Source organism: Escherichia sp. KTE52, assembly GCF_000408325.1.
GTDB lineage: Bacteria > Pseudomonadota > Gammaproteobacteria > Enterobacterales > Enterobacteriaceae > Escherichia > Escherichia marmotae.
In genome coordinates, this window is the sequence record NZ_KE138680.1 from 2,330,888 (window position 1) to 2,351,421 (window position 20,534).

16 protein-coding genes and 1 other annotated feature are annotated in these 20,534 nt (G+C 52.0%); of the genes, 11 read left to right on the forward strand and 5 right to left on the reverse strand.

The window, feature by feature from the left end; translation table 11 throughout:
• Positions 1 to 301: 301 nt before the first annotated feature.
• Both acrB and acrA read right to left on the reverse strand, forming a co-directional pair.
• Positions 302 to 3,451 carry an efflux RND transporter permease AcrB gene (gene acrB, locus A1SC_RS00975; RefSeq protein WP_001132495.1) on the reverse strand — a complete coding sequence of 1,050 codons (3,150 nt, stop codon included), beginning with the start codon at positions 3,449 to 3,451 and terminating at the stop codon, positions 302 to 304.
• A 22-nt stretch (positions 3,452 to 3,473) separates the two neighbouring features.
• On the reverse strand, positions 3,474 to 4,667 hold the full coding sequence (acrA, locus tag A1SC_RS00970; RefSeq protein WP_001515899.1) for a multidrug efflux RND transporter periplasmic adaptor subunit AcrA: 1,194 nt from the start codon (positions 4,665 to 4,667) through the stop codon (positions 3,474 to 3,476).
• Positions 4,668 to 4,808: 141 nt separating this feature from the next.
• Here acrA and acrR point away from each other — a divergent pair, with 141 nt between their 5' ends.
• Both acrR and mscK read left to right on the forward strand, forming a co-directional pair.
• On the forward strand, positions 4,809 to 5,462 hold the full coding sequence (gene acrR / locus A1SC_RS00965) for a multidrug efflux transporter transcriptional repressor AcrR (protein ID WP_016263002.1): 654 nt from the start codon (positions 4,809 to 4,811) through the stop codon (positions 5,460 to 5,462).
• A gap of 121 nt (positions 5,463 to 5,583) precedes the next feature.
• A complete protein-coding gene (gene mscK / locus A1SC_RS00960) occupies positions 5,584 to 8,946 on the forward strand; it encodes a mechanosensitive channel MscK (protein ID WP_000177768.1) in 3,363 nt (1,120 codons plus the stop codon).
• 203 nt (positions 8,947 to 9,149) lie between these two features.
• Here mscK and rsmS read toward each other — a convergent pair whose 3' ends face one another.
• Entirely contained in the window at positions 9,150 to 9,317 is a 168-nt protein-coding gene (rsmS, locus tag A1SC_RS00955) for a pleiotropic regulatory protein RsmS (RefSeq protein WP_000051145.1), read from the reverse strand.
• Between the two features lie 13 nt (positions 9,318 to 9,330).
• Entirely contained in the window at positions 9,331 to 9,858 is a 528-nt protein-coding gene (gene priC / locus A1SC_RS00950; RefSeq protein ID WP_000858960.1) for a primosomal replication protein N'', read from the reverse strand.
• A gap of 69 nt (positions 9,859 to 9,927) precedes the next feature.
• Between priC and A1SC_RS00945 the strand changes: the two genes are divergently transcribed.
• The 8 genes from A1SC_RS00945 to hemH all read left to right on the forward strand — a co-directional run bounded on the left by A1SC_RS00945 (position 9,928) and on the right by hemH (position 18,048).
• Entirely contained in the window at positions 9,928 to 10,296 is a 369-nt protein-coding gene (locus tag A1SC_RS00945) for a DUF454 family protein (RefSeq protein ID WP_001188908.1), read from the forward strand.
• Positions 10,297 to 10,457: 161 nt separating this feature from the next.
• A complete protein-coding gene (gene apt / locus A1SC_RS00940) occupies positions 10,458 to 11,009 on the forward strand; it encodes an adenine phosphoribosyltransferase (RefSeq protein WP_001515901.1) in 552 nt (183 codons plus the stop codon).
• A gap of 118 nt (positions 11,010 to 11,127) precedes the next feature.
• Positions 11,128 to 13,059, forward strand: a complete 1,932-nt coding sequence (dnaX, locus tag A1SC_RS00935; protein ID WP_000122048.1) for a DNA polymerase III subunit gamma/tau — start codon at positions 11,128 to 11,130, stop codon at positions 13,057 to 13,059.
• Positions 12,392 to 12,456: a sequence feature (DnaX frameshifting element), on the forward strand. (Overlaps the previous gene by 65 nt.)
• Positions 13,060 to 13,111: 52 nt before the next feature.
• The gene (locus A1SC_RS00930) at positions 13,112 to 13,441 is read left to right on the forward strand and encodes a YbaB/EbfC family nucleoid-associated protein (protein ID WP_001515903.1); all 330 of its coding nucleotides are present in this window, start codon (positions 13,112 to 13,114) and stop codon (positions 13,439 to 13,441) included.
• Positions 13,441 to 14,046 carry a recombination mediator RecR gene (gene recR / locus A1SC_RS00925; protein ID WP_001195021.1) on the forward strand — a complete coding sequence of 202 codons (606 nt, stop codon included), beginning with the start codon at positions 13,441 to 13,443 and terminating at the stop codon, positions 14,044 to 14,046. The genes A1SC_RS00930 and recR overlap by 1 nt, the downstream gene beginning before the upstream one ends.
• A gap of 110 nt (positions 14,047 to 14,156) precedes the next feature.
• Positions 14,157 to 16,031 carry a molecular chaperone HtpG gene (htpG, locus tag A1SC_RS00920; protein WP_000678206.1) on the forward strand — a complete coding sequence of 625 codons (1,875 nt, stop codon included), beginning with the start codon at positions 14,157 to 14,159 and terminating at the stop codon, positions 16,029 to 16,031.
• 219 nt (positions 16,032 to 16,250) lie between these two features.
• Positions 16,251 to 16,895, forward strand: a complete 645-nt coding sequence (adk, locus tag A1SC_RS00915; RefSeq protein WP_001313630.1) for an adenylate kinase — start codon at positions 16,251 to 16,253, stop codon at positions 16,893 to 16,895.
• Between the two features lie 190 nt (positions 16,896 to 17,085).
• Positions 17,086 to 18,048, forward strand: a complete 963-nt coding sequence (gene hemH / locus A1SC_RS00910) for a ferrochelatase (RefSeq protein WP_016263003.1) — start codon at positions 17,086 to 17,088, stop codon at positions 18,046 to 18,048.
• Here the strand turns inward: hemH and aes are convergent.
• Positions 18,023 to 18,991 carry an acetyl esterase gene (gene aes / locus A1SC_RS00905; RefSeq protein WP_016263004.1) on the reverse strand — a complete coding sequence of 323 codons (969 nt, stop codon included), beginning with the start codon at positions 18,989 to 18,991 and terminating at the stop codon, positions 18,023 to 18,025. The two genes, hemH and aes, sit on opposite strands and share 26 nt — an antisense overlap.
• A 151-nt stretch (positions 18,992 to 19,142) precedes the next feature.
• Between aes and gsk the strand changes: the two genes are divergently transcribed.
• A complete protein-coding gene (gene gsk, locus A1SC_RS00900) occupies positions 19,143 to 20,447 on the forward strand; it encodes an inosine/guanosine kinase (RefSeq protein WP_000671588.1) in 1,305 nt (434 codons plus the stop codon).
• The last annotated feature ends 87 nt before the right edge of the window (positions 20,448 to 20,534 follow it).

Sequence of the window (20,534 nt, forward strand, 5' to 3'; positions counted from 1 at the left end):
GGCTGATAAAATGGTATGGGAATTTGTCACACTAATACCCAGGATTGCTCTGATTATGATGTAATTGACATGAATAAATAAAGAATTGCCGCAAATAATTAAGAATAGCCTCTAGATGTCTATGGGTTATTATACCTATTAGCGCGACTTAATATAAATTAACTAACAATAGGCATTTTTTATGAATTTTATGCCGCGTTAAAACTACCCTCCGTTTGAAACCTTAGCTGTAAACATTGTGACTTTAAGATTATACGTATTAAAAAGGCCGCTTGCGCGGCCTTAGTGATTACGAGTTTTATCAATGATGATCGACAGTATGGTTGTGTTCGATATCTTCATTCTTGCGGCTAAAGCGGCGGCGAACCACCACAAAGAACACCGGAACGAAGAAGATCGCCAGTACCGTTGCGGTCACCATGCCGCCCATTACACCAGTACCAACTGCGTTCTGTGCGCCGGAACCAGCACCAGTACTGATAACCAGCGGCATAACACCGAGGATAAACGCCAGTGAAGTCATCAGGATCGGACGTAAACGCATTCGCACCGCATCCAGAGTAGCTTCAATCAGACCTTTACCTTCTTTATCCATCAAGTCTTTGGCGAATTCGACGATAAGTATCGCGTTCTTCGCTGACAACCCAATGGTTGTGAGCAGGCCCACCTGGAAGTAAACGTCGTTGGTTAAGCCACGGAAGGTGGCTGCCAGCAATGCACCGATAACCCCCAGCGGAACAACCAGCATAACGGAGAACGGAATTGACCAGCTCTCATACAGTGCCGCCAGACACAGGAACACGACAATCAACGAAATCGCGTACAGCGAAGGTGCCTGGTTACCGGAGAGGCGTTCCTGATAGGACATCCCCGTCCAGTCGTAGCCAACCCCCGTAGGCAGCTTACTCGCCAGTTGTTCCATCAGCGCCATCGCTTCACCGGTACTCTTACCCGGTGCCGCCTGACCTAAGATCTCCATGGATGGCAGACCGTTGTAACGTTCCAGACGCGGCGAACCGTATTCCCAATGTGAAGAGGAGAACGCTGAGAATGGCACCATCTGACCATCAGCAGCACGAACATACCAGTTACCGATATCTTCCGGCAGCATGCGGTATTTCGCTTCTGACATTACGTAAACTTTCTTCACACGACCGCGGTCGATAAAGTCGTTCACGTAGCTGCCGCCCCATGCAGCCCCCAGGGTGGTGTTAATGTCGTTAATAGAAACACCCAGTGCCTGAGCTTTTTCCTGGTCGATATCAATCTTAAACTGCGGCGTATCTTCCAGGCCGTTCGGACGCACGCTGGTCAGCAGATCAGGGTGCTTCGCTGCTTCGCCCAGCAACTGGTTACGTGCCTGGGTCAGTTTTTCGTGGCCGAGGCCCGCCTGGTCAATCAGCTCAAAGTCAAAGCCGGTTGCCGTACCCAGTTCCACAATCGCTGGCAGGTTAAAGGCGAACACCATCGCATCTTTAATTTGCGAGAAGGCACGCGTTGCACGCGTGGTAATCGCTTCAACTTTGTTCTCATCACCCGGACGGTCAGCCCAGTCCTTCAACGAAACGAACGCAATACCCGTGTTCTGACCACGTCCCGCAAAGCCGAAGCCGTTAACGGCGAACACCGATTCAACGTTGTTCTTTTCTTTGGTCAGGTAGTAATTCGTCACCTCGTTGAGCACTTTTTGCGTGCGTTCTTGTGTTGCACCTGCAGGCAGTTGGACCATGGTCATAAACACGCCCTGGTCTTCATCTGGCAAGAAGGAGCTTGGCAGACGCACGAACAGATAGGCCATGCCGACAACAATGATCAGATACAGCACCAGGTAACGCCCCGTACTGCGCAGAATACCGCCTACGCTGTCGGTATAGTGGTGCGTGCTCTTTTCGAACATGCGGTTAAACCAGCCGAAGAAGCCTTTTTTACCTTCCCCATGATCGCCTTTAGCGATAGGTTTTAGCATGGTCGCACAAAGCGCCGGAGTCAGGATCAACGCCACCAGTACTGACAATGCCATTGCGGAAACAATGGTAATGGAGAACTGACGATAGATTGCACCAGTTGAGCCGCCAAAGAAGGCCATCGGTATAAATACAGCCGACAGCACCATCGCGATACCAACCAGTGCGCCCTGAATCTGCCCCATTGACTTACGAGTGGCTTCTTTCGGCGGCAGACCTTCTTCTGCCATCACACGTTCAACGTTTTCTACCACAACGATGGCGTCATCCACCAACAGGCCGATAGCGAGCACCATCCCGAACATTGTTAGCGTGTTTATCGAGAAACCAAAGGCAGCAAGGACGGCAAATGTTCCCAGCAATACCACCGGTACAGCAATGGTCGGAATCAACGTCGCGCGGAAGTTCTGCAAGAACAGATACATTACCAGGAACACGAGGATGATTGCTTCGACCAGGGTTTTCACTACTTCGTGAATGGAGATTTTCACGAACGGCGTAGTGTCGTATGGATAAACGATTTTCAGACCCGACGGGAAAAACGGCTCCATCTTCGCCAGTTCAGCCCGGATTGCTGAGGCGGTATCCAGCGCGTTTGCACCGGTCGCCAGCTTGATACCCAGACCAGAAGCCGGTTGTCCGTTAAATTCCGCGATGATGTCGTAGTTTTCACCACCCAGCTCAATTTTCGCCACATCACGCAGCAGTACGCGGGAACCATCCTGATTCACTTTCAGCAGAATTTTGCCGAACTCTTCAGTGGAGGTCAGACGCGTCTGAGCAATAATAGAGGCGTTAAGCTGCTGGCCTTTAACCGGCGGCGTACCACCGAGCTGACCGGCAGCTACCTGGGCGTTCTGTGCTTTGATTGCGGTAATAACATCAACCGGCGTTAACTGGTATTTGTTCAGTTCATTCGGGTTCATCCAGATACGCATCGCGTACTGGGAACCGAACAACTGAACGTCACCGACGCCCGATGTACGGCTGATGGCATCTTTCATATTTGCCGCTACGTAGTCAGAGATATCCTCCTGCGTCATGGTGCCGTCGGTGTTGATAACGCCGACAACCATCAGGAAGCTACTGGAAGATTTCTCAACACTCACCCCTTGCTGCTGTACTTCCTGCGGCAGTAACGGCATTGCCAGTTGCAGTTTGTTCTGCACCTGAACCTGCGCGATATCCGCATCAGTACCAGACTCAAAGGTCAGAGTGATCTGCACAGTACCCGTGGAGTCACTATTGGATGACATGTACATCAGGTTATCGATACCGTTCATATTCTGTTCGATAACCTGTGTAACAGTATCCTGCACTGTTTTTGCATCAGCGCCAGGATAGGAAGCGGAGATCGTTACTGCCGGCGGTGCAATCGTAGGATATTGCGCCACCGGCAGTTTGAGGATCGCCAGCCCCCCTGCCAACATGATGATGATGGCGATCACCCACGCAAAAATCGGGCGATCAATAAAGAAATTAGGCATGTCTTAACGGCTCCTGTTTAAGTTAAGACTTGGACTGTTCAGGCTGAGCACCGCTTGCGTCTTGCTGGTTGTTATCAGCGGTTATCTCTTGTGCTTTCACCTGGACACCAGGACGCACTTTCTGCAGCCCACTTACTACTACGCGTTCGCCTGCTTTCAGACCCTCAGTCACCAGCCACTTATCGCCAATGGCCTGGCTGGCGACGATCGGACGAGTTTCCACTTTGTCATCCGCGCCAACCACCAGTACGGTAGCTTCGCCGCGTGGTGTACGAGTTACCCCTTGTTGCGGAACTAAAATGGCGTTTGGATTAAGCCCTTCTTCCAGACGTGCACGCACGAACATACCCGGTAGCAGGGTGTGATCCGGGTTCGGGAAAATGGCGCGTAACGTGATAGATCCGGTGGTCTGATCGACGGTAACGTCAGAGAACTCCAGCGTACCATCCTGCGGGAACTTAATACCGTCACTGGTGATCAGCGACACTTTAGCTTTGCCGTTCTCTTGCTTCAGTGTGCCGTTAGCGAGTTCCTGTTTCAGACGCAGGAAGTCGTTACTGGACTGAGTCACATCAACGTAGATCGGATCAAGTTGTTGCACGGTTGCCAGCGCAGTCGCCTGACCGTTTTGCACCAATGCGCCTTCCGTCACGTTCGATTTACCAATACGGCCGGTAATCGGAGAGGTGACTTTGGTATAAGCCAGATTGATTCGTGCGGTTTCAACCGCCGCTTTCGCCGCAGTGACAGCAGCATTTGCCTGTTGTGCATCTGCCAGTGCCTGATCGTACTCCTGCTTACTGATGTACTGAGTACCCAGCAGCTTCTGGTAACGATTAACAGTCAACTGCGCGATATTGGCTGCTGCTTGCGCTTTAGCCAGATCGCCTTTTGCACTATCGTAAGCTGCCTGGTAGGTAGCAGGATCAATCTGATAGAGAGATACCCCCGCTTCGATGTCGCTACCTTCTTTGAAATTACGCTTCAGGATGATCCCGCTAACTTGAGGACGAACTTCTGCGATCCGGAAAGCACTGGTGCGGCCCGGAAGCTCGGTTGTGATCTGCAGAGGTTCAGTTTTGACTGTTACTACCCCAACGGCGGGCATCTGCTGGCCACCTTGTTGGGCCTGTTTGTCGTCACATCCTGTAAGCGCTAAGCTGCCTGAGAGCATCAGAACGATCGCCAGAGGCGTAAACCCTCTGTTTTTGTTCATATGTAAACCTCGAGTGTCCGATTTCAAATTGGTCAATGGTCAAAAGTCGATAAACCCATTGCTGCGTTTATATTATCGTCGTGCTATGGTACATACATTCATAAATGTATGTAAATCTAACGCCTGTAAATTCACTAACATATGGCACGAAAAACCAAACAAGAAGCGCAAGAAACACGCCAACACATCCTCGATGTGGCTCTACGTCTTTTCTCACAGCAGGGGGTATCATCCACCTCACTGGGAGAGATTGCAAAAGCAGCAGGCGTTACGCGTGGTGCAATCTACTGGCATTTTAAAGATAAGTCGGATTTATTCAGTGAGATCTGGGAGCTGTCAGAATTCAATATTGGTGAACTAGAGCTTGAGTATCAAGCAAAATTCCCTGGCGATCCACTCTCTGTGTTAAGAGAAATACTAATTCATGTTCTTGAATCGACGGTGACAGAAGAGCGGCGGCGCTTATTGATGGAGATTATATTCCATAAATGCGAATTTGTCGGAGAAATGGCAGTCGTTCAGCAGGCACAACGTAATCTCTGTCTTGAAAGTTATGACCGTATAGAACAAACGTTAAGACATTGTATTGAAGCGAAAATGCTGCCCGCGGATTTAATGACGCGTCGCGCAGCAATTATTATGCGCGGCTATATTTCCGGTTTAATGGAAAATTGGCTGTTTGCCCCGCAATCTTTTGATCTCAAAAAAGAAGCCCGCGATTACGTTGCTATATTGCTGGAAATGTATCTCCTTTGTCCCACGCTTCGTGCACCTGCCGCCAACGAAAAATCCTGAATCAGACTCCAGGATTTATCCTGGACATTTTCGCTGTTGCTATTCTGGTTCTCCACGCCGTGCTATTCTAGCCGCTTGACTATTTCAGGTCGTTCTTCAGGTTCAGAAACCTTCACTCGTCATGACTATGTTCCAGTATTACAAACGATCACGACATTTTGTTTTTTCAGCATTTATTGCTTTTGTTTTGGTCTTGTTATGCCAGAACACGGCCTTTGCGCGGGCGTCATCGAATGGTGATCTACCGACGAAAGCGGATCTACAGGCACAACTTGACTCGCTTAATAAACAAAAAGATCTTTCTGCCCAGGATAAGCTGGTACAGCAAGATGTTACTGACACATTAGCCACTCTTGAGAAAATCGAGCGTGTAAAAGAAGAAACGGTGCAATTACGGCAAAAAGTTGCCGAAGCACCAGAGAAAATGCGCCAGGCGACTGCTGCGTTAACTGCGCTTGGCGATGTGGATAACGACGAAGAAACCCGTAAGACGTTGAGTACGCTGTCGTTACGTCAGTTGGAGTCTCGCGTTTCGCAGGCGCTGGACGAGTTGCAAAACGCACAAAACGATCTGGCTTCTTATAACAGCCAGTTGGTTTCATTACAGACGCAGCCCGAACGCGTGCAAAATGCGATGTATACCGCCTCGCAGCAGTTGCAACAAATTCGCAGCCGTCTGGATGGCACTGAGGTTGGTGAGGCGGCTTTACGTCCCAGCCAGAAAGTGTTGATGCAGGCGCAGCAGGTTTTGCTGAATGCCGAGATTGACCAGCAACGTAAAAGCCTGGAAGGGAACACCGTCTTACAGGATACCCTACAAAAGCAACGCGATTACGTGACGGCGAACAGCACGCGTCTGGAACATCAACTGCAACTGTTGCAGGAGGCGGTGAACAGCAAGCGCCTGACATTAACTGAAAAAACAGCGCAGGAAGCGGCAACGCCGGACGAAGCTGCGCGTATTCAGGCTAACCCGCTGGTGAAGCAGGAACTGGAAATTAACCAGCAATTAAGTCAGCGTCTGATTAGCGCCACAGAAAACGGCAATCAGTTGATGCAGCAAAACATCAAAGTTAAAAACTGGCTGGAGCGGGCGCTGCAATCGGAACGCAATATTAAAGAGCAGATTTCTGTCCTGAAGGGCAGCCTGCTGTTGTCCCGTATTCTTTACCAACAACAACAAACGCTGCCGTCGGCGGATGAACTGGAAAACATGACCAACCGCATCGCGGATTTGCGTCTCGAACAGTTCGAAGTCAACCAGCAACGTGATGCACTGTTCCAGAGCGATGCTTATGTGGCCAAACTGGAAGAGGGCCATGCTAACGAAGTCAACGATGAAGTCCGTGACGCACTGTTGCAAGTGGTAGATATGCGTCGTGAACTGCTGGATCAGCTAAACAAACAGTTGGGTAACCAACTGATGATGGCCATTAACCTGCAAATCAACCAGCAGCAGTTAATGAGCGTGTCGAAAAACCTGAAATCTATCCTGACCCAACAAATTTTCTGGGTGAACAGTAACCGTCCGATGGACTGGGACTGGATTAAGGCGTTCCCGCAAACGTTGCAGGATGAATTCAAGTCGATGAAAATTACGGTGAACTGGGAAAAAGCCTGGCCCGCCGTATTTATCGCTTTCCTTGCCGGTTTACCGCTGCTGTTAATTGCCGGGCTGATCCACTGGCGTCTGGGTTGGCTGAAAGCGTATCAGCAAAAACTGGCTTCCGCCGTAGGTTCCCTGCGTAACGATAGCCAGCTCAACACACCAAAAGCGATTCTTATCGACCTGATTCGCGCGCTGCCGGTATGTCTGATTATTCTCGCCGTTGGTCTGATTCTGCTGACCATGCAGCTCAACATCAGTGAATTACTGTGGGCGTTCAGCAAAAAACTGGCGATTTTCTGGCTGGTGTTTGGCCTGTGCTGGAAAGTGCTGGAGAAAAACGGCGTTGCGGTTCGTCACTTTGGTATGCCAGAGCAACAGACCAGCCACTGGCGTCGGCAGATTGTTCGCATCAGCCTCGCGTTGTTGCCAATCCATTTCTGGTCTGTGGTAGCAGAACTCTCCCCGCTGCATTTGATGGATGATGTGCTGGGGCAGGCGATGATTTTCTTTAACCTGCTGCTGATCGCCTTCCTGGTATGGCCAATGTGCCGTGAAAGCTGGCGTGATAAAGAATCCCACACCATGCGTCTGGTCACCATTACCGTGCTGTCGATCATCCCGATTGCGCTGATGGTGCTGACTGCAACAGGCTATTTCTACACTACGCTGCGCCTCTCCGGGCGTTGGATTGAAACGGTGTATCTGGTAATCGTCTGGAACTTGCTGTACCAGACAGTGCTGCGTGGGTTAAGCGTGGCGGCACGGCGTATCGCCTGGCGTCGTGCGCTGGCGCGTCGGCAGAATCTGGTGAAAGAAGGGGCCGAAGGTGCCGAGCCGCCGGAAGAGCCAACCATCGCGCTGGAGCAAGTCAACCAGCAGACGTTGCGTATTACGATGTTGCTGATGTTTGCGCTGTTTGGTTTGATGTTCTGGGCGATTTGGTCCGATTTAATCACCGTATTCAGCTATCTCGACAGCATCACCCTGTGGCATTACAACGGCACTGAAGCCGGGGCTGCGGTGGTGAAAAATGTGACGATGGGCAGCCTGCTGTTTGCGATTATCGCCTCAATGGTGGCCTGGGCGCTGATCCGCAACCTGCCAGGTTTGCTGGAAGTGCTGGTGCTGTCGCGGCTGAATATGCGTCAGGGCGCGTCGTATGCCATTACGACCATCCTTAACTACATCATCATAGCCGTTGGCGCGATGACCGTGTTTGGGTCGCTTGGCGTATCGTGGGATAAACTCCAGTGGCTGGCGGCGGCATTATCGGTAGGTCTGGGTTTTGGTTTACAAGAGATCTTCGGTAACTTTGTCTCGGGTTTGATCATCCTGTTCGAACGTCCGGTGCGCATTGGCGATACAGTAACCATCGGCACTTTCTCCGGGACGGTCAGTAAGATCCGTATTCGTGCTACCACCATTACAGATTTCGATCGCAAAGAAGTGATTATCCCGAACAAAGCGTTTGTTACCGAGCGTCTGATCAACTGGTCGTTAACCGACACCACCACCCGTCTGGTGATCCGCCTCGGTGTGGCTTACGGTTCTGATCTGGAAAAAGTACGCAGAGTACTGCTTCAGGCGGCGGCGGAGCATCCAAGGGTGATGCACGAACCCATGCCGGAAGTCTTCTTCACTGCGTTTGGTGCCAGCACGCTGGATCATGAGCTGCGTTTGTATGTTCGTGAACTGCGTGACCGCAGCCGCACTGTCGATGAACTGAACCGCACCATTGATCAGTTGTGCCGCGAAAACGACATCAACATTGCCTTTAACCAGCTTGAAGTGCATCTGCACAACGAGAAGGGCGATGAAGTGACTGAAGTGAAGCGCGACTACAAAGGCGATGATCCGACGCCTGCGGTAGGGTAATAACAAAAGGGGCAGCATTGAGTTGCCCCGAGATTACTGACAAAGTGCGCGTTGTTCATGCCGGATGCGGAGTGACCGCCTTATCCGGCCTACAAAACCGCGAAAATTCATTATATTGCAGGAGCGGTGTAGGCCTGATAAGCGTAGCGCATCAGGCAGTTTTGCGTTTACCAGCAATCTGCGGGGACATTTAGCGGCCCCATTTATTTATCACTTTTCGCCTCATCATCGTGCGTTAATTTCTTTTCATAATCGCGTTTTACAATATCCAGTGCGCGCAGCACGGTGCGGGCTGGGATCTGATTTTCTTCCAACAGAACAATCAAATCGACGGCCAGTTTCACATCGTCAGGGGCATTTTCCAGTGACATATTTTCTCCATTGTTAGCGAGTTAAACGCGCTAACCTGTTTTCGATTTTTTCCAGCGCATGGCGGCACCGAACCAGGCGTGCTTCATAGGCTTCAACCTCACGATGCAGCGTCTGCTGCTCGACTAAATCGGTCGCCTGTGCCAGACGTGCTTTACGCTCGGCAACCATCTCACGTAGCCGCCGCTCAAACTCCTGATGCTGAATGCGTTTACGCTGCCAGCGGGCGATTTTCGGCGGCGCGCTGTCCCATTCGCGCAGCGACCAGGACGCCGCTTCACGGGCAATTGCTTCCAGTTGAGCTGCCAGATGTTCCGCCAGCCAGGCCACTTGTGGCAGTTGTTGCCGTTCGACCGCGTGATGAAGCGCGGTCAGGTTGTCCCCAGCCTCAGCCAGACACGCCTGTAACGTCGTCGCGCGAGTCTGAAAAAGATGCCGGTCGAAACGGGCGCTTAGCGTGCCAAACTGCGCCACCGGGGCACAACGCTGGCGCAGCATGGCGAGCTGACCTTCCAGTTTTTCCAGCAGCAGGGTAGTTTTCACGATAAGACCTCAATGAAAATGATAATTGTTATGCTAAAGTAGCCACTCTGTAAGCTGACAACACTTAATATGCAACGAATCATTTTAATCATCATTGGCTGGCTGGCGGTAGTGCTGGGTACGCTGGGCGTGGTATTACCGGTATTACCGACGACGCCGTTTATCCTGCTGGCTGCCTGGTGTTTTGCTCGTTCTTCCCCGCGCTTTCACGCCTGGTTGCTGTACCGCTCATGGTTTGGTAGCTATTTACGCTTCTGGCAGAAATATCATGCAATGCCACGCGGTGCAAAGCCCAGAGCGATTTTACTGATCCTCGTAACCTTTGCGATTTCGTTGTGGTTTGTACATATGATGTGGGTACGCATCCTGCTATTGATCATCCTCGGTTGTTTGTTGATTTTTATGTGGCGAATCCCGGTGATTGATGAAAAGCAATAAAAACGGCGAAGCACAACAATCGCTGTTGCAATTATCGCCCACAGCCAGTACATTCTGGCGTTTTCGAGCACAGGCGCAGGCGGTCAAAGGTTAAACAAAAGTTACTTTTGATACGTTTAAAACGCGCCGTGAGTACCACCGTAACAAGCAGGCATACACTTATGACCGCGACTGCACAGCAGCTTGAGTATCTCAAAAATAGCATCAAAAGCATTCAGGACTACCCAAAACCCGGCATTCTGTTCCGTGATGTCACCAGCTTACTGGAAGACCCGAAAGCTTACGCTCTCAGCATCGACCTGCTGGTTGAGCGTTACAAAAATGCGGGTATTACCAAAGTTGTGGGCACCGAAGCACGTGGCTTCTTGTTTGGTGCTCCGGTAGCATTGGGCCTGGGCGTAGGTTTTGTACCGGTACGTAAACCGGGCAAATTGCCGCGCGAAACCATCAGTGAAACTTACGAACTGGAATATGGCACCGATAAACTGGAAATCCATGTTGATGCCATTAAACCAGGCGACAAAGTGTTGGTCGTAGACGATTTGCTGGCAACTGGCGGCACCATTGAGGCGACCGTGAAGCTGATCCGTCGTCTGGGTGGCGAAGTCACCGACGCTGCGTTCATCATTAATCTGTTCGATCTCGGCGGTGAACAGCGTCTCGAAAATCAAGGCATCACCTGTTATAGCCTTGTCCCGTTCCCGGGCCACTAATTTTTGCCAGCCCGCGTCGTGGGCAGTACAAGATGTACATTCAGCCTCGCCGTTCTGACGGGGCTGTGTTAGCATTACCCCTTCGTGAATCCACCTTCCAGCGTTTCAGAGCCTGCCAATGAGTTATCAGGTCTTAGCCCGAAAATGGCGCCCACAAACCTTTGCTGACGTCGTCGGCCAGGAACATGTGCTGACCGCACTGGCGAACGGCTTGTCGTTAGGGCGTATTCATCATGCTTATCTTTTTTCCGGCACCCGTGGCGTCGGAAAAACCTCTATCGCCCGACTGCTGGCGAAGGGGCTAAACTGCGAAACCGGCATTACCGCAACGCCGTGCGGCGTATGCGATAACTGCCGTGAAATCGAGCAGGGGCGCTTTGTCGATCTGATTGAGATCGATGCCGCCTCGCGCACCAAAGTCGAAGATACCCGCGACCTGCTGGATAACGTCCAGTACGCGCCAGCGCGTGGTCGTTTTAAAGTTTATCTGATCGACGAAGTGCATATGCTGTCGCGCCACAGCTTTAACGCACTGCTAAAAACCCTTGAAGAGCCACCGGAGCACGTCAAGTTCCTGCTGGCAACGACCGATCCGCAGAAATTGCCGGTGACGATTTTGTCACGCTGTCTGCAATTTCATCTCAAGGCGCTGGATGTCGAGCAAATTCGCCATCAGCTTGAGCACATCCTCAACGAAGAACATATCGCTTACGAGCCGCGGGCGTTGCAATTGCTGGCGCGCGCCGCTGAAGGCAGCTTGCGAGATGCCTTAAGTCTGACCGACCAGGCGATTGCCAGCGGTGACGGTCAGGTTTCAACCCAGGCGGTCAGTGCGATGCTGGGTACGCTTGACGACGATCAGGCGCTGTCGTTGGTTGAAGCGATGGTTGGGGCCAACGGCGAGCGTGTAATGACGCTGATTAACGATGCCGCAGCCCGTGGTATCGAGTGGGAAGCGTTGCTGGTGGAAATGCTCGGCCTGCTGCACCGCATTGCGATGGTCCAGCTTTCGCCTGCCGCGCTGGGTAACGACATGGCGGCCATCGAACTGCGGATGCGTGAACTGGCGCGCACCATACCGCCGACGGATATTCAGCTTTACTATCAGACGCTGTTGATTGGTCGCAAAGAATTACCGTATGCGCCGGACCGCCGCATGGGCGTTGAGATGACGTTGCTGCGCGCGCTGGCATTCCATCCGCGTATGCCGCTACCCGAACCGGAAGCGCCGCGCCAGTCCTTTGCGCCCGTCGCGCCAACGGCGGTAATGACGTCATCGCAAGTGCCGCCGCAGCCGCAATCAGCGCCGCAGCAGGTACCGACCGTACCGCTCTCAGAAACCACCAGCCAGGTGCTGGCGGCGCGTCAGCAACTGCAGCGCGCACAGGGAGCGACCAAAGCAAAAAAGAGTGAACCGGCAGCCGCTACCCGCGCGCGGCCGGTGAATAACGCTGCGCTGGAAAGACTGGCTTCGGTCACCGATCGCGTTCAGGCGCGTCCGGTGCCATCGGCACTGGAAAAAGCGCCAGTCAAAAAAGAAGCGTATCGCTGGAAGGCTACCACCCCGGTGATGCAGCAAAAAGAAGTGGTCGCCACACCGAAGGCGCTGAAAAAGGCGCTGGAGCATGAAAAAACGCCGGAACTGGCGGCAAAGCTGGCGGCAGAAGCCATTGAACGCGATCCGTGGGCCGCTCAGGTGAGCCAACTTTCGCTACCAAAACTGGTCGAACAGGTGGCATTAAATGCCTGGAAAGAGGAGAACGGCAACGCGGTATGTCTGCATTTGCGTTCCTCCCAGCGGCATCTGAATAACAACGGTGCACAGCAAAAACTGGCTGAAGCGTTGAGCACATTAAAGGGTTCAACGGTTGAACTGACTATCGTTGAAGATGATAATCCCGCGGTGCGCACGCCGCTGGAGTGGCGTCAGGCGATATACGAAGAAAAACTTGCGCAGGCGCGCGAGTCCATTATTGCGGATAATAATATTCAGACCCTGCGTCGATTCTTCGATGCGGAGCTGGATGAAGAAAGTATCCGCCCCATTTGATCGTAAGCACAGCTTATGATCGTCATCCTTAACGTGATTGAGAGAGAAACCTATGTTTGGTAAAGGCGGTCTGGGCAACCTGATGAAGCAGGCCCAGCAGATGCAAGAAAAAATGCAGCAGATGCAGGAAGAAATCGCGAAGCTGGAAGTGACCGGTGAATCCGGCGCAGGTCTGGTGAAAGTGACCATCAACGGCGCGCACAACTGCCGTCGTGTTGAGATCGATCCAAGCTTGCTGGAAGATGACAAAGAGATGTTGGAAGATCTGGTAGCTGCGGCATTCAACGACGCAGCACGTCGCATCGAAGAAACTCAGAAAGAAAAAATGGCCTCTGTTTCCTCCGGAATGCAGTTGCCACCAGGCTTTAAGATGCCGTTCTGATGCAAACCAGCCCGCTGTTAACACAGCTTATGGAAGCACTGCGCTGTCTGCCGGGCGTTGGCCCGAAGTCGGCGCAGCGTATGGCGTTCACGCTGCTTCAGCGCGATCGTAGCGGCGGGATGCGTCTGGCGCAGGCGCTCACCCGGGCGATGTCGGAAATCGGTCACTGCGCCGATTGTCGCACCTTTACCGAACAGGACGTGTGTAACATCTGTTCAAATCCGCGTCGTCAGGAAAATGGCCAAATCTGCGTGGTGGAGAGTCCGGCGGACATCTACGCCATTGAGCAGACCGGGCAGTTTTCAGGCCGCTATTTTGTGTTGATGGGGCACTTGTCACCGCTGGATGGCATTGGCCCGGACGATATCGGTCTCGATCGCCTGGAACAGCGTCTGGCAGAGGAAAAAATCACTGAAGTGATCCTCGCAACTAACCCGACGGTCGAAGGTGAAGCTACTGCTAACTATATTGCCGAGCTTTGCGCGCAATATGACGTTGAAGCCAGTCGAATTGCGCATGGCGTACCGGTTGGCGGCGAACTGGAAATGGTTGATGGCACCACGCTGTCACACTCCCTTGCCGGACGCCATAAGATTCGTTTTTAAGCAAACGAGAGCAGGATCACCTGCTCTCGCTTGAAATTATTCCCCCTTGTCCCCATCTCTCCCTCATCCCGTTTTTAACCTTAAAAATGGCATTATTGAGGTAGACCTACATGAAAGGACAAGAAACTCGTGGTTTTCAGTCAGAAGTGAAGCAGCTTCTGCATCTGATGATCCATTCTCTCTATTCCAATAAAGAAATTTTCCTGCGTGAGCTTATCTCTAACGCCTCCGATGCGGCGGACAAGTTGCGTTTCCGTGCGCTCTCTAATCCGGATCTGTACGAAGGTGATGGCGAACTGCGCGTTCGTGTCTCTTTCGATAAAGACAAGCGCACGCTGACCATCTCTGATAACGGCGTGGGGATGACCCGTGATGAAGTGATCGATCATCTGGGTACTATCGCTAAATCCGGCACCAAATCATTCCTCGAATCGCTGGGTTCCGACCAGGCAAAAGATAGCCAGTTGATCGGCCAGTTTGGTGTTGGTTTCTACTCTGCGTTTATCGTTGCCGATAAAGTGACCGTGCGCACCCGTGCGGCAGGCGAAAAACCAGAAAACGGCGTGTTCTGGGAATCTGCGGGCGAAGGTGAATACACCGTTGCCGACATCACCAAAGAAGATCGCGGTACTGAAATCACCCTGCATCTGCGTGAAGGTGAAGATGAGTTCCTTGATGACTGGCGCGTACGCTCCATTATCAGCAAATACTCTGACCATATCGCGCTGCCGGTAGAGATCGAAAAACGCGAAGAGAAAGACGGCGAAACCGTTATTTCCTGGGAGAAAATCAACAAAGCGCAGGCGCTGTGGACGCGTAACAAGTCGGAAATCACTGACGAAGAGTACAAAGAGTTCTACAAACATATCGCCCACGACTTTAACGATCCGCTGACCTGGAGCCACAACCGCGTCGAAGGTAAGCAGGAGTACACCAGCCTGCTGTACATCCCGTCGCAGGCACCGTGGGATATGTGGAACCGCGATCACAAACATGGCCTGAAACTGTACGTACAACGCGTGTTCATCATGGACGACGCAGAACAGTTTATGCCGAACTATCTGCGCTTCGTGCGTGGTCTGATTGACTCCAGCGATCTGCCGCTGAACGTTTCCCGTGAAATCCTTCAGGACAGCACGGTAACGCGTAACCTGCGCAATGCGCTGACCAAACGCGTTCTGCAAATGCTGGAAAAACTGGCGAAAGACGATGCGGAAAAATACCAGACCTTCTGGCAGCAGTTTGGCCTGGTGCTGAAAGAAGGTCCGGCAGAAGATTTCGCCAACCAGGAAGCGATTGCCAAACTGCTGCGTTTTGCTTCTACCCATACCGACTCTTCTGCGCAGACCGTGTCTCTGGAAGACTATGTTTCCCGCATGAAAGAAGGGCAGGAGAAAATCTACTACATCACCGCAGACAGCTATGCGGCAGCGAAAAGCAGCCCGCATCTGGAATTGCTGCGTAAGAAAGGCATCGAAGTCCTGCTGCTTTCCGACCGCATCGATGAGTGGATGATGAACTATCTGACTGAGTTCGACGGTAAACCGTTCCAGTCTGTGTCTAAAGTTGATGAGTCGCTGGAAAAATTGGCTGACGAAGTCGATGAAAGCACGAAAGAAGCAGAAAAAGCGCTGACGCCGTTTATCGATCGTGTGAAAGCACTGCTGGGCGATCGTGTGAAAGATGTGCGTCTGACTCACCGTCTGACCGATACGCCAGCGATCGTTTCGACCGACGCCGACGAAATGAGCACCCAGATGGCGAAACTGTTCGCCGCGGCGGGTCAGAAAGTGCCGGAGGTGAAATATATCTTCGAACTGAACCCGGATCACGTGCTGGTGAAACGTGCGGCAGATACTGAAGATGACGCGAAGTTCAGCGAATGGGTAGAACTGCTGCTGGATCAGGCGCTGCTGGCAGAACGCGGTACGCTGGAAGATCCGAACCTGTTTATTCGTCGTATGAACCAGCTTCTGGTTTCCTGATGTAATACCGGATGTAACGCGATTGCGTTTCTCCGGCCTGAACGTTGAATACGATGCCGGATGACCTTAACGTCATCCGGCATTTTTTATCACCTTTCCTTAAATTATCCCCCCCTTAACCGTTTCAGCCCAAGGTGCCTTTCTTGAGGCAATCGCCTGTTGGTGGTATCGTTTATCGCTTTTTCAAAAAATTCGACACATTTTAAGGGGATTTTCGCAATGCGTATCATTCTGCTTGGCGCTCCGGGCGCGGGGAAAGGGACTCAGGCTCAGTTCATCATGGAGAAATATGGTATTCCGCAAATCTCCACTGGCGATATGCTGCGTGCCGCGGTCAAATCTGGCTCCGAGCTGGGTAAACAAGCAAAAGACATTATGGACGCTGGCAAACTGGTCACCGACGAACTGGTGATCGCGCTGGTTAAAGAGCGCATTGCTCAGGAAGACTGCCGTAACGGTTTCCTGTTGGACGGCTTCCCGCGTACCATTCCGCAGGCAGATGCGATGAAAGAAGCGGGTATCAATGTTGATTACGTTCTGGAATTTGACGTACCGGACGAACTGATCGTTGATCGTATCGTAGGTCGCCGCGTTCACGCGCCGTCTGGCCGTGTTTATCACGTTAAATTCAATCCGCCGAAAGTAGAAGGCAAAGACGACGTTACCGGTGAAGAGCTGACCACCCGTAAAGACGATCAGGAAGAAACCGTGCGTAAACGTCTGGTTGAATACCATCAGATGACTGCACCGCTGATCGGCTACTACTCCAAAGAAGCAGAAGCGGGCAACACCAAATACGCGAAAGTTGACGGCACCAAACCGGTTGCTGAAGTTCGCGCGGCTCTGGAAAAAATCCTCGGCTAATCTAAGTCACCATTGATTTGCACTCTGCCTGATAAGGCGTTCACGCCGCATCAGGCATGGTACATGTCAGCAGATCTACTTTCGGGCAGGTCTGCTTATCCTCCTCAGGCAATACCTCTCACAGCAATTAGTTCTTATTCCTCACTTTTCCGCTACAATTATCAACAAGTTGAATCGATAAGAGGCGGTAATGCGTCAGACAAAAACCGGTATCCTGCTGGCAAACCTGGGGACACCCGATGCCCCCACTCCTGAAGCGGTAAAACGTTACCTGAAACAATTTTTAAGCGACAAACGCGTAGTTGATACCTCACGGCTGTTGTGGTGGCCATTGCTGCGCGGCGTGATATTACCGCTGCGTTCGCCGCGCGTGGCGAAACTGTACGCTTCTGTCTGGATGGAAGGTGGCTCGCCGCTAATGGTTTACAGCCGTCAGCAACAGCAGGCGCTGGCACAACGCTTACCGGAAATACCGGTGGCACTGGGAATGAGCTATGGTTCGCCATCACTGGAAAGCGCGGTGGATGAACTGCTGGCGGAGCATGTCGATCATATCGTGGTGCTGCCGCTCTACCCGCAATACTCCTGTTCTACGGTCGGCGCGGTATGGGATGAACTGGCGCGCATTCTGGCGCGTAAACGCAGTATTCCGGGCATTTCGTTTATTCGCGATTATGCCGACGCCCCCTCTTATATTAATGCTTTAGCGAATAGCGTTCGTGCATCATTCGCGCAACATGGCGAGCCGGATCTGCTATTGCTCTCCTATCACGGCATTCCGCAGCGTTATGCGGATGAAGGCGATGACTACCCGCAACGTTGCCGGACAACGACCCGTGAACTGGCTTCAGCACTGGGAATGGCACCGGAAAAAGTGATGATGACCTTTCAGTCACGCTTTGGTCGCGAACCCTGGCTAATGCCTTATACCGATGAAACGCTGAAAATGCTCGGAGAAAAAGGTGTAGGTCATATTCAGGTGATGTGTCCGGGCTTTGCTGCGGATTGTCTGGAGACGCTGGAAGAGATTGCTGAGCAAAACCGTGAAGTCTTTCTCGGTGCGGGCGGTAAAAAATATGAATATATTCCGGCGCTTAATGCTACACCGGAACATATCGAAATGATGGCTAATCTGGTTGCAACCTATTGCTAAAGAATCGAGCGCCGTCGCGTAGAGCATCGTCGGCGGTTTTCATCATCCGTGAATAATGCAAAAAGGCGTGCAGTGTACCGGAGTAGAGTTTGAACTCACAAGGTTGCTGGTGTGCCGCTAACGTCTGGTAAAGCAGGCGACTGTCATCCAGCAGCGGATCAAACTCTGCACCCGCGATAAAGCAGGGCGGCATATCGCGAGTGAGATCATTATTAAACAGGCAGTAATATGGCGACTCGCGGTCTGCTTTGTTACCTAAATAGGCCTCTTCATACATCAGCAAATCCTGTTGCGTTAAACCATCCCAGTCACCGCCCAACAGGCGGCGAGTTACGGAATCTCGTAATCCGTAAAGCCCATACCACAGCAAAACACCAACAACTTTACCGCAATCAATCTGCTTATCTCGTAGCCATAAAGCACTGGCGAGCGCCAGCATCGCGCCCGCGGAATCACCGGCAAAACCTATGCGTGACATATTGATTTGATAATCGCTTGCCTGTCGGTGGAAGTGACAACAGGACGCCACGATTTCCTCTATTGCTTGCGGAAAACGCGCTTCTGGTGAAAGGGTGTAATTGATACCAACCACCGTACACTGAGTGTAGTTCGCCAGCAGCCGCATAATGCGATCGTGGGTATCGAGATTGCCGAGAATAAAACCGCCGCCATGCAGATAAAACAGCGTCGCGGTGCTGTCTGCGTCCGGCGAGTAGAGCCGTGTTTCCACCTGGCCATAAGGCGTAGGGACTGCGTAAGCTCTGGTTGCCATTTCTGGAGCGTCAGCATTCCAGAATCGACGCTCAAGTGTGTAATGCTGCCGTTGCTCAGTAATCGTTCCCGCTGCGGGCCAGGGCGGTAAATCGGGCTGGAGAGTATTAACAACGGCCTTCATTTCAGGAGAAATAAGTTCCAGCACGGATAATTTGTTTTCCGTCTTCATTAAAAAACTCCTTTCAAATAACGCCATTGTAAGGAACCACTGCCATGAAAATGCGATCTCACCTGCTGATATTGAAACTGCCTGCGTCTCGCGCGTTCAGGCATGATTGTGTTAACATTCGCCGCTCAGTTAACCACCCGTAAAAACAACCATGAAATTTCCCGGTAAACGTAAATCCAAACATTACTTCCCTGTAAACGCACGCGATCCGCTGTTGCAGCAAATCCAACCAGAAAACGAAACCAGCGCCGCCTGGGTGGTGGGTATCGACCAGACGCTGGTGGATATTGAAGCGAAAGTGGATGATGAGTTCATTGAGCGTTATGGATTAAGCGCCGGGCATTCACTGGTGATTGAAGATGATGTTGCCGAAGTACTTTATCAGGAACTGAAACAGAACAACCTGATAACCCATCAGTTCGCGGGTGGCACCATTGGTAACACCATGCACAATTACTCCGTGCTGGCGGATGACCGTTCGGTGCTGCTGGGCGTAATGTGCAGCAATATTGAAATTGGCAGCTACGCCTACCGTTACTTGTGTAACACCTCCAGTCGAACCGATCTTAACTATCTGCAAGGGGTGGACGGCCCGATTGGTCGTTGCTTTACGCTGATTGGTGAGTCTGGCGAACGTACCTTTGCTATCAGCCCGGGTCATATGAACCAGCTACGTGCGGAAAGTATTCCGGAAGATGTCATTGCCGGAGCGTCGGCGCTGGTATTAACGTCCTATCTGGTGCGCTGCAAGCCGGGTGAACCGATGCCGGAAGCGACCATGAAAGCCATTGAATATGCCAAAAAATACAACGTGCCGGTGGTGCTGACGCTGGGAACCAAATTTGTTATTGCGGAGAACCCACAGTGGTGGCAGGCGTTCCTCAAAGAACACGTTTCTATTCTGGCGATGAACGAAGAGGAAGCGGAAGCGTTGACCGGAGAGAGCGATCCGCTGCTGGCATCTGATAAGGCACTGGACTGGGTAGATCTGGTGCTGTGCACCGCGGGGCCAATTGGTTTATATATGGCGGGCTTTACTGAAGACGAAGCGAAACGCAAAACCCAGCATCCGCTATTGCCGGGGGCCATACCCGAATTTAACCAGTATGAGTTTAGCCGCGCCATGCGGCACAAAGATTGCCAGAATCCGTTGCGTGTCTATTCGCACATTGCACCATATATGGGCGGGCCGGAAAAAATCATGAACACCAACGGAGCCGGAGATGGGGCGCTGGCAGCGTTGTTGCATGACATTACCGCCAATAGTTATCACCGCACCAACGTGCCAAATTCCAGTAAGCATAAATTCACCTGGCTAACCTATTCGTCGTTAGCGCAGGTGTGTAAATACGCTAACCGCGTCAGTTATCAGGTTTTGAACCAGCATTCACCACGCTTAACACGCGGGCTGCCGGAGCGTGAAGACAGTCTGGAAGAGTCTTACTGGGATCGTTAAACCAGCGAACTGATGACTGTCGGATGCGGCGTAAACGCCTTATCCAACCTACGGAAGATGGCACGCGTAGGCCGGATAAGATGCGTT

Excerpts from the sequence above, each read along its gene's own strand:
- gsk (WP_000671588.1), top strand. The coding sequence starts at position 19,143 with ATGAAATTTCCCGGTAAACGTAAATCCAAACATTACTTCCCTGTAAAC.
- acrA (WP_001515899.1), bottom strand. The coding sequence starts at position 4,667 with ATGAACAAAAACAGAGGGTTTACGCCTCTGGCGATCGTTCTGATGCTC.
- rsmS (WP_000051145.1), bottom strand. The coding sequence starts at position 9,317 with ATGTCACTGGAAAATGCCCCTGACGATGTGAAACTGGCCGTCGATTTG.
- apt (WP_001515901.1), top strand. The coding sequence starts at position 10,458 with ATGACCGCGACTGCACAGCAGCTTGAGTATCTCAAAAATAGCATCAAA.
- htpG (WP_000678206.1), top strand. The coding sequence starts at position 14,157 with ATGAAAGGACAAGAAACTCGTGGTTTTCAGTCAGAAGTGAAGCAGCTT.
- A1SC_RS00945 (WP_001188908.1), top strand. The coding sequence starts at position 9,928 with ATGCAACGAATCATTTTAATCATCATTGGCTGGCTGGCGGTAGTGCTG.
- hemH (WP_016263003.1), top strand. The coding sequence starts at position 17,086 with ATGCGTCAGACAAAAACCGGTATCCTGCTGGCAAACCTGGGGACACCC.
- acrR (WP_016263002.1), top strand. The coding sequence starts at position 4,809 with ATGGCACGAAAAACCAAACAAGAAGCGCAAGAAACACGCCAACACATC.
- acrB (WP_001132495.1), bottom strand. The coding sequence starts at position 3,451 with ATGCCTAATTTCTTTATTGATCGCCCGATTTTTGCGTGGGTGATCGCC.
- aes (WP_016263004.1), bottom strand. The coding sequence starts at position 18,991 with ATGAAGACGGAAAACAAATTATCCGTGCTGGAACTTATTTCTCCTGAA.
- A1SC_RS00930 (WP_001515903.1), top strand. The coding sequence starts at position 13,112 with ATGTTTGGTAAAGGCGGTCTGGGCAACCTGATGAAGCAGGCCCAGCAG.
- recR (WP_001195021.1), top strand. The coding sequence starts at position 13,441 with ATGCAAACCAGCCCGCTGTTAACACAGCTTATGGAAGCACTGCGCTGT.
- dnaX (WP_000122048.1), top strand. The coding sequence starts at position 11,128 with ATGAGTTATCAGGTCTTAGCCCGAAAATGGCGCCCACAAACCTTTGCT.
- adk (WP_001313630.1), top strand. The coding sequence starts at position 16,251 with ATGCGTATCATTCTGCTTGGCGCTCCGGGCGCGGGGAAAGGGACTCAG.
- mscK (WP_000177768.1), top strand. The coding sequence starts at position 5,584 with ATGACTATGTTCCAGTATTACAAACGATCACGACATTTTGTTTTTTCA.